Annotated in this window: 13 protein-coding genes, 1 pseudogene and 1 riboswitch; of the genes and pseudogenes, 9 read left to right on the top strand and 5 right to left on the bottom strand. The window is 56.3% G+C overall.

Annotation, left to right across the window (positions count from 1 at the left end):
* Positions 1–7: 7 nt before the first annotated feature.
* Entirely contained in the window at positions 8–229 is a 222-nt protein-coding gene (gene nrdH, locus AVI_RS27270) for a glutaredoxin-like protein NrdH (protein ID WP_041700049.1), read from the bottom strand.
* 263 nt (positions 230–492) lie between these two features.
* Positions 493–720: riboswitch (cobalamin riboswitch) on the bottom strand.
* A gap of 67 nt (positions 721–787) precedes the next feature.
* On the opposite strand from nrdH, the pseudogene AVI_RS31645 reads away from it, so the two are divergent.
* From AVI_RS31645 to AVI_RS27260, 3 genes and pseudogenes are all read left to right on the top strand, one after another.
* A pseudogene (locus AVI_RS31645) lies at positions 788–1026 on the top strand (LysR family transcriptional regulator); the annotation flags it as partial.
* 218 nt (positions 1027–1244) lie between these two features.
* Positions 1245–2234 carry an AraC family transcriptional regulator gene (locus AVI_RS27265; protein ID WP_015918484.1) on the top strand — a complete coding sequence of 330 codons (990 nt, stop codon included), beginning with the start codon at positions 1245–1247 and terminating at the stop codon, positions 2232–2234.
* Positions 2235–2294: 60 nt separating this feature from the next.
* Positions 2295–3503, top strand: a complete 1209-nt coding sequence (locus tag AVI_RS27260; protein WP_015918483.1) for an MFS transporter — start codon at positions 2295–2297, stop codon at positions 3501–3503.
* Between the two features lie 169 nt (positions 3504–3672).
* Here the strand turns inward: AVI_RS27260 and AVI_RS27255 are convergent, their stop codons facing one another.
* Together AVI_RS27255 and AVI_RS27250 are read right to left on the bottom strand one after the other, a co-directional pair.
* On the bottom strand, positions 3673–4083 hold the full coding sequence (locus AVI_RS27255) for a hypothetical protein (RefSeq protein ID WP_015918482.1): 411 nt from the start codon (positions 4081–4083) through the stop codon (positions 3673–3675).
* A gap of 512 nt (positions 4084–4595) precedes the next feature.
* A complete protein-coding gene (locus AVI_RS27250; RefSeq protein ID WP_015918481.1) occupies positions 4596–5639 on the bottom strand; it encodes a LacI family DNA-binding transcriptional regulator in 1044 nt (347 codons plus the stop codon).
* A 236-nt stretch (positions 5640–5875) separates the two neighbouring features.
* Between AVI_RS27250 and AVI_RS27245 the strand changes: the two genes are divergently transcribed.
* The 5 genes from AVI_RS27245 (at position 5876) to AVI_RS27225 (ending at position 11528) form a co-directional block, all read left to right on the top strand.
* A complete protein-coding gene (locus tag AVI_RS27245; protein WP_015918480.1) occupies positions 5876–6922 on the top strand; it encodes an ABC transporter substrate-binding protein in 1047 nt (348 codons plus the stop codon).
* Positions 6923–6993: 71 nt separating this feature from the next.
* Positions 6994–7827 (top strand): ATP-binding cassette domain-containing protein, encoded by an 834-nt coding sequence (locus AVI_RS27240; protein ID WP_015918479.1) that lies wholly within the window; start codon positions 6994–6996, stop codon positions 7825–7827.
* Positions 7824–9083 (top strand): sugar ABC transporter permease, encoded by a 1260-nt coding sequence (locus tag AVI_RS27235; RefSeq protein WP_015918478.1) that lies wholly within the window; start codon positions 7824–7826, stop codon positions 9081–9083. The genes AVI_RS27240 and AVI_RS27235 overlap by 4 nt, the downstream gene beginning before the upstream one ends.
* A 25-nt stretch (positions 9084–9108) precedes the next feature.
* Positions 9109–9837 carry an SDR family oxidoreductase gene (locus tag AVI_RS27230; RefSeq protein WP_015918477.1) on the top strand — a complete coding sequence of 243 codons (729 nt, stop codon included), beginning with the start codon at positions 9109–9111 and terminating at the stop codon, positions 9835–9837.
* Between the two features lie 56 nt (positions 9838–9893).
* Positions 9894–11528 carry an FGGY-family carbohydrate kinase gene (locus AVI_RS27225; RefSeq protein WP_015918476.1) on the top strand — a complete coding sequence of 545 codons (1635 nt, stop codon included), beginning with the start codon at positions 9894–9896 and terminating at the stop codon, positions 11526–11528.
* Positions 11529–11617: 89 nt separating this feature from the next.
* Here AVI_RS27225 and AVI_RS27220 read toward each other — a convergent pair whose 3' ends face one another.
* On the bottom strand, positions 11618–12724 hold the full coding sequence (locus AVI_RS27220) for a Fic family protein (RefSeq protein WP_015918475.1): 1107 nt from the start codon (positions 12722–12724) through the stop codon (positions 11618–11620).
* A gap of 406 nt (positions 12725–13130) precedes the next feature.
* Positions 13131–14045, bottom strand: a complete 915-nt coding sequence (locus tag AVI_RS27215; RefSeq protein WP_015918474.1) for an NADP-dependent oxidoreductase — start codon at positions 14043–14045, stop codon at positions 13131–13133.
* A gap of 112 nt (positions 14046–14157) precedes the next feature.
* Between AVI_RS27215 and AVI_RS27210 the strand changes: the two genes are divergently transcribed.
* Positions 14158–14913: an AraC family transcriptional regulator gene (locus tag AVI_RS27210; protein WP_015918473.1), complete on the top strand. Its 756-nt coding sequence runs from the start codon at positions 14158–14160 to the stop codon at positions 14911–14913.
* Positions 14914–14958 lie beyond the last annotated feature (45 nt).

Raw genomic sequence — 14958 nt, 5'->3', positions numbered from 1 at the left:
CAGACACTTACGCCAACGCGTTGATCATGTCGGGACGAAAACCCGCCCAATGGGTATCGCCAGCGATGACGACGGGAACCTGCCGATAGCCAAGACCTTGAACCTTGGCATAGGCGTCCTCATCGACGGAAATGTCGACGATGTGGTAGTCGAGGCCCTGACGATCGAGCGCGCGGGTGGTTGCGCTGCACTGGACGCAGGCAGGTTTGCTGTAAACGGTGATGGTCATCATATCCTCGTTGGGTTTTGATTTTTGGCCGCAGAAAGGCCTCCGAAGACGTCGTTGCCGACGCTCGTTTCTAGACATTGAGTGGGAGAATGACAGCAGCTCAGACGCTCTTCAGCGACCGTCTTCGTTTAAACGCCGGACCGTTACAGGAAAAATCACGCATGCCTTCACCCCGAAGTGTTTTGACGGATTGTCGGCAAGGAAACGCTGACAAGCGACATCATATCGCTTGCCGTCACGCGACCTTCCGCGCACCCCGCCCGTGGACGTTTTCGTTTGAGGCAGGTCTCCTGGCTCGCGGGTCGTTGCATCCATCCTCGCCTTCCCGAAACATGATGTTTCAGTGGCTTTCACTGGATAAATGCTCGCCGCTTACAGTTGCGGGGGCAGCTTCGGCATTGCCCGACCATCTCTGGTCCGGCGCACCGCATTCCCGTCTTAGCTTTCGATTCGTACTGAGAATCGAAAGAACCTCGAACACTAAATATGGTATACGAGGCTGAAATTTCGTCAACAACTATACCGCCGAACGGATAGCTCTCCCCAGGAAAAATGCAGTCGCTTTTCAACCGCACGACACGATCGTTGAAACTCATGGCCGAAGGCCGCGATCTGCATGATCGTGCGCTTCAGTTGTCGTGCGATGCCGAAAAAATCGAACAGGTGCGAAAGCCGGACGGGTGGAGCCGTCGAGCACCTTGCAAATTGCGGCGTCGCTGCCGAACGGTTTGCACATAATCGCGCCAGCACTGCCGCGGTTTCGCGAACTGCATCCCAAAGTGACGATTGATCTGCGTTAGAGAGGCCAGCGTCTATTCATTCGCAAGCGGAAGGTCTTGAAAAGATATAAACTATCGAGGGGCGGATACCCTTCGTCTTTCGGACTGGGCCTGTCGGACTGGGCCTCAATCCATTGGCTGACTGGAATGAGAGGGGGTGCTATGGGCGGGGATCACGCTCGAATTCATAAAACTTCGTACTTGCGCGCCAGACGTTTGGTGCCTAAAATTGGATAATGTCTGATCATTCGTCTCAACGGTTGTCGCCGTCAAATATCCCAATGGATGCGCTAAGCGAAGTTCTACAGGACTTTCGCTTGAGTGGGGTCAATTATGGGCGCTGCGAACTGCGGCATCCGTGGAGCATCGCCTTGCCGCACCAGCAGCTGCTTCGATTCCACTTTGTCAGCCAAGGTCCATGCTGGATTCATACCGAAGCCCAAGGGTGGCAGGAATTGAATGATGGGGATCTGGTGCTACTGCCGCAAGGTATCGCACATCGGTTGGCAAGCGCGCCGGATGTTGAAGGCGACTCGCTCAAAAGCTGTCAGATAAAAAGGTTGAGCAACAAGGTTTGCGAGTTGGTGCGGGAAGGAACGGGGGCGACCAGCACTCTTTTCTGCGGTTCCATGGCTTTGAGCGCATATGCCCTTGATCCTTTGATCGCCTTGATGCCGCCAATCATCAAGGGCTGCGATGTCGCTGGCAATGACCCGGTTATTGGCCCCCTGCTGGCGGCTATGACGGCAGAGGCTTCGCAGCCTCAGATGGGCAGCGCGACGATCCTGTCGCGTATGGCTGACTTGCTCGTTGCGCGGCTTATCCGCTGTTGGGTCAATTGCAGCGGAGCCGCAACCACCGGCTGGCTCGCCGCCATCCGCGACCCTCATCTTGGTCGTGTATTGGCCGCCATGCACCGCGATCCGGGCCATAACTGGACGCTTGAAAGCCTTGCCGGTGTGGCGGGCCAATCGCGCTCGATTTTTGCCGAACGCTTCAGCGCTATTTTAGGAGAAGGCGCGGCACGCTATCTCGCCCGCCTGCGCATGCAGCTTGCCCGTGAGTTGTTGGGGCAAGGTGGCATGTCGGTTGCCGAGGTTGCATCTCGCCTGGGCTATGAATCTGAGGCGTCTTTCGCCCGCGCTTTCAAACGGATTACCACGCTCTCCCCGGGCGTTGTGCGCCGCACAGTTTCCGGACGAACGGACATGGTTTTCGGATTTTAAGCTACATATAATCCCAAATCTTTCGTCTATGAAGTGCTTCTGGATTCAGGAGATACGTCAATGACGGACAGAACATCACAATTTAACAGCGCAGCTATAGACCTCGATACCGCTGAGCCGGTTGCGTGGAGCCCTGCCACCTGGTTTGCCGTCCTTTCGATGGCGGCCACCAGTTTTGCGCTGGTGTCGGCTGAGTTCCTGCCAGCAGGCTTGCTGACGCCTATGGCCCGTGATCTTGGGATCAGCGAGGGAACAGCCGGACAGGTCGTGACTGCCACGGCTTTCGTGGGCGCCATCACGGCCCTGTTGAGCAATGTCCTGATCGGCAGATTAAACCGCAAGACAGTACTGGTCGGCCTCAGTGGCTTGGCAATCGGCTCCAATATTCTTGCAGCGGTGGCGACGGACTTTTGGCTATTGATGCTCGGTCGGGCAGGCCTCGGCATTGCCCTCAGCGGCTTCTGGGCGCTTTCGGTTGCCGTCGTCGCCAGGTTGGTTGGGGCCAATGCAACAGGACGGGGCATGGCGATCGTCACGCTCGGCGTCTCACTCGCAACGATAGCCGCGCCATCGATAGGCGCTTTGATCAGCGATTGGCTGGGCTGGCGCAGCGCCATGTCGATGACCGCGGGACTTGCTGCAATTGCCATGTTGCTACAGGTAATCTGCTTGCCGACGCTGCCTGCAAGCACAAGCAACAGTCTCTCTGATGTTTTCCGGCTGACGCGGCGGCGTGGCGTTCAACTTGGAATGTTGGCCATCCTTTTGTTGATGACGGGACATTTTGCCGGCTCGGTTTATGTCCGTCCTTTCCTTGAACAGGTGACCCTGCTTGAAACCGGACCGATTGCCCTGACACTTCTCGGGTTTGGCGTTGCCTCGGTGATCGGTAACGTTGCGGGTGGCCGGATGGCGGACGCCAGTATTCATATGGCACTCGCTGTCACCGCCGCGCTGATGGCATCTGCGGCGCTCGCCTTGGTGCTTTGGGGCAGTTATGTCGGCGTTGCCTTCAGCCTGGTAACGCTTTGGGGCTTTGCCTTCGGCATGGCACCCGTGGTGCTGCCGACCAACCTATCGCGCAGCGCACCTGACGCCCTGGAGGCAGCGGGCAGCCTGATGGTCGTGTCTTTCCAGGTCGCGATCACGATTGGCGCGGTTGTCGGCGGCTATGTCGTCGATCATTATGGCGCTGCGGGACCCTTGACCCTGACAGCCGCCCTGGCCGCATTGACTGTTGTCTTGGCGCTGACGCAACCGCGCAGCTGATCTTCCCTTTCGGGTCAGCCGCTGTTTCAGCTTTGAGCCTCGACGTGAACATGAACAACCAGTTGATGCTCCACGACGAGATCAGCGAAGCTGCTGCCCCCTTATGGGGGCAGTCGTCAAAACGGCAGACAGCATGAACGTCAAGATATCTGAGCAACTGTGATAGCCGTCAGATGGCTGAATCGATAATTTTGCAGATGCCTGTACGCACAACGTCCTTGCTGGTGAGTTGACCGGGCTGGATATCAAAGACAGCATCGACCCTGACGCCTGCCCCTTTCTGACGCGCGACAACCCGCAGGGTCTGAATCCGGCCACTCCCACTGGTTTCCTGGAAAGCGTCAATAGACGACAATTCCTTGTTGACCTTTATGCCGGAAAAGCCTTCCGCCGCCACGGCCTGAGCCAGCTTTTTCAGAACAACCGCGGAATTGGCTTTGGGGTATTCCTGCCACGAGCGATAGCTTAATGCGGTGACCATGGGGACGCCGCTCACTTTGAAATTATTCTCGCACGATGCCGCTTGCGCAAGTGCCGTGGCGTTAAAAAGCAAGGCTGCGGCAATGATCGTAACTTTCATTTTTCCTCCTCGCGGCGGACCATAATCGACCTAACGCATATTCGTTTTGATATTGAAGAAAGGCCGTTAATGCCCCCAGTTAGGCATGCAATCAACGCAAACGGCCCGCCAAACCATGGGTAGGGCGAGCGCGTTGTTCAGTACGAATAATTCAGGGCCACTGACCGCTGACCAGGCATCCGATTGCTTCCCAACCACTGTATTCATACCATGAATAATTGGGGTCGTGGCACCCCTGCGCAAAGCTGGCTGTCTGAACCATGGCAGGTTTCGCTGAATGCTGAGCCTCTGATGGTGAAGCGAGACGCGGAATTGAGGCCGAGGCGCTTGATATCGCGAATGCCATGCCAATTGCAGCAATCAATCCGATTTTGAGTGTTCTCATCGCTAGATCCTTTCGCTCTGCCCCAGCCCCGCGTAACTTCAGCGGCATAGGCGGCGTAAGGTCAACTCGTACAGGTGTGCTAGTTTGCCTGATCGAACGGTATCCGGGCAGTCGGTCAGTTCAGAGTTTAAGGGGTGATTTTCACCTCAGCATTTGCTTGCCCAGAGAATAACGGCGGCACCTCAATGAATGTAGTCTGTGATATTCCTGTATCGATAATCTCAAAAACCGCCTTGAGCATGCCATCGACATCCTGGCGCACCATTTCGATGTCGCCACCCAAAAGCGCCACAAAGGGATCCCAGTCGAAACAGCCCATCGCTGGTAGCCGATCCGCGACATAGCCGGAGGTCTTGAGCCACTGCATGACGCCTTCCAGAGAGATGGTGGAGTTTACAAACATTCCGCCCGGAATTTCGCCTTCAACCATCGCCAATGTTTGCAAAGCTTTTTCTGCTTTTTCCGGGGCGTATCCGCAGGTGAGTATGTGGCGTTCATCGATCGGAACGCCCATATCCTGATGGGCTGCCCGAAAACCGCGCACCCGCTCCAAGGTGTTGTGATCAGTGGCGCGCCCGCCAACAAACAGCAGGGGTGCGGCCTTGCCGGTCTTGCTGTGGCAATTTTTTAGAATACGACGGGTCAATTCCCGCGCCCCTGCAAAATTATCCGAAATAACGGAAGGTGCTGCTGTTCCCGGCAGGTCGAGATTAATGCTGCGCGCGCCGGCGGAGGTGCATATTTCGGTGATCCGGTCGGGGTTGGTTGCTCCGGTCGAAACCAGCCATTCCACTTGATAGGACAGCAGAGTCCGTGCGGCCTCTACTTCAAGCTCCGGGTCACGTCGCGTGCAGGTGATAATCGGGAAAAGGCCGCGCGAGCGCGCCATGTCCTCGAAGGTCTCTACGATCGAGCCAAAATAACGGTTGTCATACTTAGGGACGATCATGCCGATGATCTGGGATTTTTCCCGGCGCAGCAGGCTGGCCTGCATGTTGAGCGCATAGCCTTGCTCTTCAGCAATCCGTCTGATTTTTTCCGCCAATTGCGTGCTGATCCGGCGCTTCTTCCAATTGCCGTTCAAAACAGCACTCACAGCGCTGGCCGATGTGCCCGCAAGCTCGGCCAGATCATAGATCGTCGTCTTCTTGGCAGTTTTTTTCTGATTCACAAGCGCCTCCCGTTGAAACCCAACTTGACATCAAAGTCAGAAGATGGCAATTCTTGCGTCATCGATTGAGCAACGTTGCTCAATCGATGAAGTTGGTTGGCTTTGGAGGGTTGACCGGGAGGCGTTCAAGCAATTCAGGATTGTTGTCGCATCATCGTGCGTTTGATGTGCCGTGATCACGGTCTTCATCGGCATGCGTCTCTCGATACTGGTTTTGGGTTCTAGAGGAGGAAGCTATGAAATTTCATTCCATGATGATGGTGTCGGTTGCTGCCGCTGCCATGTTTGCAGGCTCTGCCTTGGCGCAGGAGAAGGCAACGGTTGCGTTTCTGATGCCCGATCAGGCATCGACACGCTATGAAAACCACGATTTTCCGGGCTTCAAGGCAGAAATGGCCAAGCTGTGCGCCGGATGCACGGTGATTTATCAAAACGCCAATGGCGATACCGCACTTCAGCAACAGCAATTCAACTCAGTGATTGCGCAAGGCGCAAAGGTGATTGTGCTGGACCCGGTGGATTCGTCTGCTGCCGCAGCACTGGTCGAATTGGCGCAGTCGCAGGATGTGAAGGTGATTGCCTATGACCGTCCTATTCCCAAGAAAGCAGCGGATTATTACGTCTCCTTCGACAATGCTGGCATTGGCGAGGCTATTGCCAAGTCTTTGGTGGAGCACCTGAAGGCCAAGGGCGTGCCGCAGGGTTCTGGCATTCTTCAAATCAACGGTTCGCCCACCGATGCCGCCGCTGGCCTGATCCGCGATGGTGTTCATAAAGGCCTGAAGGATTCTGGCTACAAAACACTGGCTGAATTCGACACGCCGGAATGGGCACCACCAAAGGCGCAGGAATGGGCGGCAGGTCAGATCACCCGTTTTGGCGCAGACATCAAGGGCGTTGTTGCCGCCAATGACGGCACAGGCGGCGGTGCGATTGCGGCCTTCAAGGCGGCTGGTGTTAATCCGGTGCCACCCGTTACCGGCAATGATGCGACCATTGCAGCACTTCAGCTGATCATTTCCGGCGACCAGTACAACACGATTTCCAAGCCATCGGAAATTGTTGCGGCGGCGGCTGCCAAAGTCACCGTTCAGTTTCTGAAGGGCGAAAAGCCGGAAGCCAAGACCACGCTGTATGACACCCCCTCGCAGCTGTTCATTCCGGCTGTTGTGACGGCAGAAAACATCAAGGCAGAAATCTTTGACAAGAAGATTCAGACGCCTGCCGAAGTCTGCACGGGTGAATATGCCACTGGCTGCAAAAAGCTGGGCATCACCCAGTAATTGTTCTGATCTGTGTTCGGTCCGGCATCGCCGGATCGGACATGCCCCGAACCTGAAAAGAGCGTTTCGCCATGGTGCAAAATGACCAAGCGGCCCCGAAAACGGGTGGCCCTATTCTGAAATTGCGCAATATTTCCAAGAATTTTGGTGCTGTCTCTGCGCTGACGGATATTGATCTGGAAGTGTGGCCCGGCGAAGTGGTGGCCCTTGTGGGCGATAACGGCGCTGGCAAATCCACCTTGATCAAGGTGCTGGCTGGCGTGCATCAGCCCACCTCCGGCACCATCGAATTTTGCGGCGAAAACGTTTCGCTCGATAGTCCCAGCCGGGCGCTGGAGCTGGGCATTGCCACGGTGTTTCAGGATCTTGCCTTGTGCGAAAATCTGGATGTGGTGGCCAATCTTTTCCTTGGTCACGAGCTTGCGCCGTGGAACCTTGATGAAGTGGCCATGGAAGTGCGCGCATGGACGCTTTTGAAAGAGCTGGCAGCGCGGATTCCATCGGTGCGAGAGCCGATTGCCTCGCTCTCCGGCGGTCAACGCCAGACGGTTGCCATTGCCCGCTCGCTGCTGCTGGACCCGAAAATCATCATGCTGGATGAGCCGACGGCGGCACTGGGTGTTGCCCAGACAGCCGAAGTTTTGAACCTGATTGAGCGGGTGCGCGAGCGCGGGCTGGGCGTCATCATCATCAGCCACAATATGGAAGATGTGCGCGCCGTGGCCGATCGCATTGTGGTGCTGCGTCTGGGCAAGAACAACGGCGTGTTTACCCCGGATGCCTCCAATCAAGAGCTGGTTGCCTCCATCACCGGGGCCACGGAAAATTCCGTCTCACGCCGCCTGACCCGCAAGACAAATAGCCAAGAAACCAGCGCCCCAGACACGAGGGGGAGACCCGCATGAGCAATATTTCAAACCCTGAACCCAAGTCCTCCCAAGCCTTGGACCGCAGCGATGAGCGCGTCACCCACGATGATGGTGTGCTGGCCATGCTGCGCAGTTTTATCAATCGGATCAAATCGGGCGATCTGGGCATGTTGCCAGTTGCCATTGGGCTGATTGTGATTTCCACCGTGTTCAGCATTCTCAATCCGGTTTTTCTGGCACCCAACAATCTGGTCAATCTGCTGTTTGATTGCGCAACGGTGGGCATTATTTCGCTGGGCATTGTCTGCGTGCTGCTGTTGGGTGAGATTGATCTCTCGGTTGGCTCCATGAGTGGTCTGGCCTCGGCTATCATTGGCGTGTTGTGGGTCAATTCCGGCCTTCCGGTGGTTGTTGCGATTTTTGCAGCGCTGGTCACAGGTGCTGCCGTGGGGGCGCTTTACGCTGTGATGTATAATCGCATGGGCATGCCAAGCTTTGTCGCCACGCTGTCTGGCCTGCTGGCCTTGCTGGGCATGCAGCTCTACATTCTCGGCCCAACGGGCAGTATCAATCTGCCCTATGCCTCACCTCTGGTGCGGTTTGGCCAGATTTTGGTGATGCCGCATTGGCTGTCCTTCACGCTGGCTTTGGTGCCCGGCATTGTGATGGTTGTGTTTGGCTTAAGCGTGCGCAAGCGCCGCCAAGCGGTCAACCTGTCCTCAAAGCCCTTGAGTGGCTTGCTCATCAAAGCCGCCATCCTCACGCTTGGCTTCGAATTTGCAGTCTATTATCTCAATCTCGGACGCGGCGTGCCCTGGATGTTTGCGCTGTTCGTGGCGCTGGTGGTGGTGGTCAATTACCTGCTGACCAAGACACAATGGGGCCGCTCAATGTTTGCCGTGGGTGGCAATCGTGAAGCCGCACGCCGCGCTGGTATCAATGTCCGCCGCATTTACATGAGCGCCTTTATGCTGTGCTCCACCCTTGCAGCGCTTGGTGGCGTGTTGTCGGCATCGCGCCTTGCATCCTCCAGCCAGCAGGCTGGCACGGGTGATGTGAATTTGAACGCCATTGCCGCCGCCGTGATTGGTGGCACCAGCCTGTTTGGCGGGCGTGGCAGTGCCTATTCGGCCCTGCTTGGGATCATCGTCATTCAGGCGATTTCCAATGGTTTGACGCTTCTCAACCTCAGTTCATCACTGCGCTACATGATCACCGGGGCAGTGCTTGCCATTGCCGTGATTGTGGATTCGCTCGCGCGCCGCTCCCGTGTCAGTCACGGCCGCGCCTAACAAGATTTACAAGGAGAATTGTATCATGACAGATATCATGAAAGGCAAAGTCGCCGCCATCACCGGTGCTGCATCGGGCATCGGTCTCGCTTGCGCCAAAATTCTGCTGGCGGAAGGCGCAACGGTGGTGTTGATCGACCGCGCCAAGGATAAGCTGGATACGCTTTGCGCAGAGCTCGGTGAGCGCGCCAAGCCGCTGGTGGTGGATCTTTTGAATGGGCCAGAGGTTTCCGCCATGCTGCCGCGCATTCTGGAGGTCGCAGGCGGGCTTGATATTTTCCACGCCAATGCCGGAGCCTATATTGGCGGTGCCGTGGCAGAAGGCGACCCAGATGCGTGGGACCGGATGCTCAACCTCAATATCAACGCAGCCTTCCGCTCAGTTCATGCGGTATTGCCGCATCTGATTGCGCAAAAATCCGGCGATATCCTGTTTACCAGCTCGATTGCAGGCGTGGTGCCAGTGGTGTGGGAGCCGATTTATACGGCCTCGAAATTTGCCGTTCAGGCCTTTGTCCATTCCACCCGCAGGCAGGTTTCGCAATATGGCGTGCGCGTGGGTGCGGTGTTGCCCGGCCCAGTCGTCACCGCATTGCTGGATGATTGGCCAAAAGCCAAGATGGATGAAGCGCTGGCCAATGGCAGCCTGATGCAGCCGCAGGAAGTGGCCGAAGCCGTGCTGTTCATGCTGTCGCGGCCCCGCAATGTCACCATCCGTGATCTGGTGATTGTGCCCAACAGCGTCGATCTTTAATCGACGCTCATCCTCATCCTCATCATTATCCCATCTATATTTGAAGAGCATTTGCCATGATCGAAGCACCTGACACCATCGCGACCGGGCTTGAGCGCTACATTATCGGCGTCGACGTCGGCACAGGCAGCGCCCGTGCCGGCCTGTTTGATCTGAGCGGTACGCTTGTAGCCGTTGCCAAACACGATATTGCGCTGTTTCGCGAGACAGGGGCAATTGCCGAGCAGTCCAGCACAGACATCTGGGATGCGGTCTGCACGGTTGTCCGGCAGGTTGCCGAAGGTGTGGACGATCCAGCTCATGTCATCGGCCTAGGCTTTGATGCCACCTGCTCGCTGGTGGTGCTGGGTGAAGGGGGAAAGCCATTGCCCGTTGGCTCGTCAGAGCTTGCTGAGCGGGACATTATCGTCTGGATGGATCAACGTGCCGTGACGCAAGCGGAGAAAATCAACACCATTGGCCATGACGTGTTGCGCTATGTCGGCGGCAAAATCTCGCCAGAGATGGAAACGCCCAAGCTTCTCTGGCTGAAGGAAAATCGCCCCGACACCTTCAAAAGCGCTTGGCAGTTTTTCGACCTTGCCGATTTTCTCACCTGGAAAGCAACGGGCGATCTTGCCCGCTCCACCTGTACCGTGACCTGCAAATGGACCTATCTGGCCCATGAACAACGCTGGGACCCCAGCTATTTCCACGCCATCGGGCTGGAAGAGCTTGCCGATGAAGGTTTTGCCCGGATCGGCCAGCAGATTGTCGAACCCGGAACGCCGCTGGGGCAGGGGCTAACGGAAGCCGCCGCTGCCGCCATGGGCCTGAGAAATGGAACGGCCGTGGCCGCAGGCATGATTGATGCCCACGCGGGCGGCATTGGCACCGTTGGCATTGGCAGCGGCCCGAAAGACAATATGGCCTATGTGTTTGGCACATCCTCTTGCACCATGACCTCAACGGTTGAGCCTGTGTTTGTGCCCGGTGTCTGGGGGCCATATTATTCTGCCATGGTGCCGGGCATGTGGCTCAATGAGGGTGGCCAGAGTGCAGCCGGTGCGGCCATTGACCAATTGCTGGCCTTTCACCCGGCAGCGCCGGAGGCAGCCGCAAAGGCACGCGAACAGGGTGTTGCGCGGCCGGTTCTGTTGGCGCAGGCGGCAGCGGCCAAGGTCAACGCCCTGCCCGATGTCGTGCATTTGGCGAAAGGTCTGCACATCGTGCCGGAATTCCTCGGCAACCGCGCGCCTTTTGCCGATCCCCACGCACGTGCCATCATTGCTGGTCTGGGCATGGATCGGGATTTTGATAGTCTGGTTGCGCTCTATATCGCGGGCCTGTGCGGCATTGGCTATGGTCTTCGGCAAATCATCGAGACACAGGCCGCATCGGGCGCGTTTATTGAGCGAGTGGTGATCAGCGGTGGTGCTGGTGAGAGCGATCTGGTGCGGCAGGTGTTGGCCGATGCTTGCGGCAAGCCCGTGGTGGCTGCGGGTCTGGATGAGCCGGTGTTGCTGGGCTCCGCGATTCTGGGTGCTGTGGCGGGAAAGGCCTTTTCAGGTGTCAGCCAGGCAATGGAAGCTTTAAGCGGCGTAACAAAGACCTATCATCCGCAGGTCGGCGCTTTGGCCAATATCCACAAACGCAGATACAGCCATTTCACAACGCTACAGCAACAGGGTAGAGCGTTACGCGACGTGTAAATGCGCTCAATATCCTTGGGGTTCTCCGACACCTGGACGAAACGACGAGCAGATAATCCGATCGAAATGTTGGCCTCTTGAAATGCTGGTCAGCTTTGGAGTGTTAGGGTGTACCGCGTGTGTCGCCGCTCTCCGGTGCGCGTGAATGCGCCGATCTCGACAAGGTGCTGGAGGTCACGCGTTGCTGTCGCACGCGATGTGGCCGTGATTGAAATGTAATTTTCCGCGCTCAACCCGCCTTTAAAACCAGCAATACCCTCTCGAAAAATACGGGCGATGACTTTTTCCTGGCGTTCATTAAGCCGGTCCCGAAACCGATCGTAGAATTTTGCCTTTTGAATGAAGAAGGCAATGCGATCAATCGTCGCCTGTTGGGCATCCAGGATTGTCTGCGAAAAATAGACAATCCATCCGGTGATATCGAGCTTTCGCTGATGGCGTTCAAGTTCGCAGTAATAGGCCTTTCGGTCACGCTCAATTGTAAAGGCAAGCGAAATCAGACTTGGTTGCCCAATGTTCTGTGCTAGCGATTTTTCAGCTAACGCGCGTCCAATTCTACCGTTACCGTCCTCAAAGGGATGGATGCTTTCGAAATAGAGGTGTCCGATGGCTGCGCGGGTCAGCGCAGATAATGGAACTGACCCGCCTGGCCCCGACCGATTGAACCAGTCGATGAAAAGCGCCATTTCCGCAGCCACCTGGCTGGATGGCGGTGCCTCAAAATGGATTATAGGCTTGTCCAGGCGACCTGAGACGATCTGCATTGCATCATTATGGCGTCGGTAGGCGCAAATTGTTTCGATATATCGGGTTCCCGCCATCAGCATCGAGTGCCAACGGAAAAGGTCCTCATGCTGGAGTGGGCCGGACCAATTTTTATAGACGTCGGCCATCATCTCTGCGATCCCACGTTCTTGTGGTCGGACCGGACGATTGTCTGTATTGAGACCAAATTGTCGGCGCAGCGACGACTGTACGCTTGCTCGATCAAGGAACTCGCCTTCGATCTCCGACGTTTTAATGGCTTCGTCGCTCAGCAACTCAATCCGCAATTGGTTGCTGTCGTCGTCACTGAAATGCCTGACAGCACCGATAACCTCACCGGATGACTGGAGAAACCTTTGCTCCAAAGGGGCCATGTTCTCAATGTCATAGGAGAAGTTTGGCCAATCGGGCAGTTGCCAGTTCCATTGCATGAGTTATAGCCGCCTTTTCTATAACTCAAAATTATGCTGATTGGTGAGCTATTGCAAGTCATTCTATCGATCATCTGGGCTTGAAATCTGCTGTGTACCCTTTGTCAAAGATCCACTTTCATTACCGCTCGCCTCCGACGCAAGGTCGACAGAATGGAATTCAAGCATTCCAAGACATGATCGTTCCTAACATCAGTCGGAACCGTAGACCCTTTCACACTCTCTTTCGTAGCTTTGTCCGGCGATCAAGAATGAGGTGATCGACTTTTTCGGAGCGCGCATGATCGGGATCGCTTTCGGCGGCGCTGGTCAGGATTAACTCACCCAGTTTTGCCTGAACGGCCTTGCCGTATGCGCAGTCGCCCTCATGGCCTGGATTGAAAGAGGTCGTTATAATTGGGCCACATCATGCGATTTGCAGGACGATTTTGCCACGAGTATGCCCGTCTTCGGAAAATTCAAGCGCCTCCTTGACGCTCTCGAACGGAAGGACAGTGGCGACGTAAGGCTTCACCTTACCTGCTTCTATCAATTCCCGGATTTGCGTGAGTTCCTGCGAATTTGGCACGCACTGCACCCTGGCAACGCCGACGCCATGCTGCTTGTCTTCGTCAGAAGGAAAGGCGACCGCCGTCACCAGGAAGCCATCCTGCCTCAGGGTGGTGAATGCTCGCTTGAATGTCTCGCCTCCAACCGTGTCAAAGACGACGTCCATGTCACGAACGCTGTTTTCGAAAGGCTGCCTGGTGTAATCGACGAACTCGTCGGCGCCGAGGCTGCGGACATACTCCTCGTTTCGAGCGGACGCCATCGCGGTGACATGTGCGCCTCGGGCCTTCGCAAGCTGAACTGCCAGGGAGCCGACGCCGCCCGAGCTGTTTGTGATGAACACGTGCTGGCCGGTCGAAAGTTTGGCAACGTCAAACATGGCCTGCCACGCGGTTAATGCTCCGAGCGGCGTAGCAGCCGTTTCGATGAAATCGAGGGTGGAGGGCTTGCGCGCGACATCCGTCGTGTTGGCGATCGCATACTGCGCGAAACCTCCCTGTTTGATAACGCCGTAGACGCCGTCGCCTCGATTGAATTCGGTGACGCCTGGTCCAAGTTTTTCGACAATGCCTGCAATCTCTCCGCCCAGATGGATTGGCAAGGTCATCCCCATTCGCTGGCCAGCGCCACTGCGAATCTTCCAATCCACAGGGTTGACGCCTGCCGCATGGACTTTAACCAGCACTTCGCCTGCTTTCGGCTCAGGATCTTTGACGTCGGCATATTTAAGCACGCTGTTGTCGCCATATTCGTTGATAATGATTGCTTTCATGTCTTCGCTCTCGGTTGTTGAGGTTTTGGTGTCGGCTCGACCATCGACAAGTCCTATGCTAGACGAACACCTTATCGATGTTCTGCCAATCTCCATCGCCGAGAGGCCAATCATGCCCAGACATCCGTTCACCTTTCAGCGGGGCTTCAAACAACGCGGCGAAGGCTTGCCAATCCATGCCCACGACGAGGCACAACTCACCTTTGCCGCATCTGGGATGGTGCAGGTTCACACTGAGGAAGGCCGGTGGCTGGTACCTTCACAGCTCGCAGTCTGGATTCCCGCTCGCGTTCCCCATCGCGTCGATGTCTTGACGGACGCCGATTTATGGATGGTCCATTGGGAGCCATCGGCGGCGCAGGAATGGGCGCCTCCGGTACCGCTCGATCAGACATTCGCTTTACGCGTGACCCCGCTCATGCAGTCTTTGCTCGAGGCGGCTTTCATGGCCGATGTCAGCCGAGAGAAGGGAGAACTCGTAGCCAAGCTCATGCTTCACGAACTGACGTCAACGGCCCACGCGCCAACATTCCTTCCCCTGCCGACAAGCACAATCGGGCTTCGGGTCGCAGACATGGCTCTCACCGATCATCAGAGCCTGATGAGCATAGATGAATTTGCATCGCGGGCCGCGACATCCGTGCGAACCTTAAGCCGATTGTTTCCTTCGGAGACAGGGTTGACCTTCAAGGCCTGGCGACAACGGGCTCGGATCGTGCAGTCGATGGATCTACTCGCCAAAGGAAAGCCAATCGCCCGCGTGGCCGCCGACTTCGGGTTTTCCAGTGCCGCTTCGTTCTCGCACGCTTTCCGGCAGGTCACGGCCATGACGCCAACCCAGTTTATGGGGGTGAAACCTTTAGCCTAGAGTCTGTCACGTTCAGATTGAACCAGACAGACTCTAAATTCTCTT

The organism is Allorhizobium ampelinum S4 (genome assembly GCF_000016285.1).
In the GTDB taxonomy this organism is placed as follows: domain Bacteria; phylum Pseudomonadota; class Alphaproteobacteria; order Rhizobiales; family Rhizobiaceae; genus Allorhizobium; species Allorhizobium ampelinum.
Note: the sequence above shows the minus strand (reverse complement) of the source record. Positions and strands in the feature narration are given on the sequence as shown.

Coding starts and splice junctions, on each gene's coding strand:
- AVI_RS27240 (WP_015918479.1), top strand. CDS start 6,994: ATGGTGCAAAATGACCAAGCGGCCCCGAAAACGGGTGGCCCTATTCTG.
- AVI_RS27220 (WP_015918475.1), bottom strand. CDS start 12,724: ATGCAATGGAACTGGCAACTGCCCGATTGGCCAAACTTCTCCTATGAC.
- AVI_RS27235 (WP_015918478.1), top strand. CDS start 7,824: ATGAGCAATATTTCAAACCCTGAACCCAAGTCCTCCCAAGCCTTGGAC.
- AVI_RS27230 (WP_015918477.1), top strand. CDS start 9,109: ATGACAGATATCATGAAAGGCAAAGTCGCCGCCATCACCGGTGCTGCA.
- AVI_RS27255 (WP_015918482.1), bottom strand. CDS start 4,083: ATGAAAGTTACGATCATTGCCGCAGCCTTGCTTTTTAACGCCACGGCA.
- AVI_RS27215 (WP_015918474.1), bottom strand. CDS start 14,045: ATGAAAGCAATCATTATCAACGAATATGGCGACAACAGCGTGCTTAAA.
- AVI_RS27265 (WP_015918484.1), top strand. CDS start 1,245: ATGTCTGATCATTCGTCTCAACGGTTGTCGCCGTCAAATATCCCAATG.
- nrdH (WP_041700049.1), bottom strand. CDS start 229: ATGACCATCACCGTTTACAGCAAACCTGCCTGCGTCCAGTGCAGCGCA.
- AVI_RS27225 (WP_015918476.1), top strand. CDS start 9,894: ATGATCGAAGCACCTGACACCATCGCGACCGGGCTTGAGCGCTACATT.
- AVI_RS27260 (WP_015918483.1), top strand. CDS start 2,295: ATGACGGACAGAACATCACAATTTAACAGCGCAGCTATAGACCTCGAT.
- AVI_RS27245 (WP_015918480.1), top strand. CDS start 5,876: ATGAAATTTCATTCCATGATGATGGTGTCGGTTGCTGCCGCTGCCATG.
- AVI_RS27210 (WP_015918473.1), top strand. CDS start 14,158: ATGCCCAGACATCCGTTCACCTTTCAGCGGGGCTTCAAACAACGCGGC.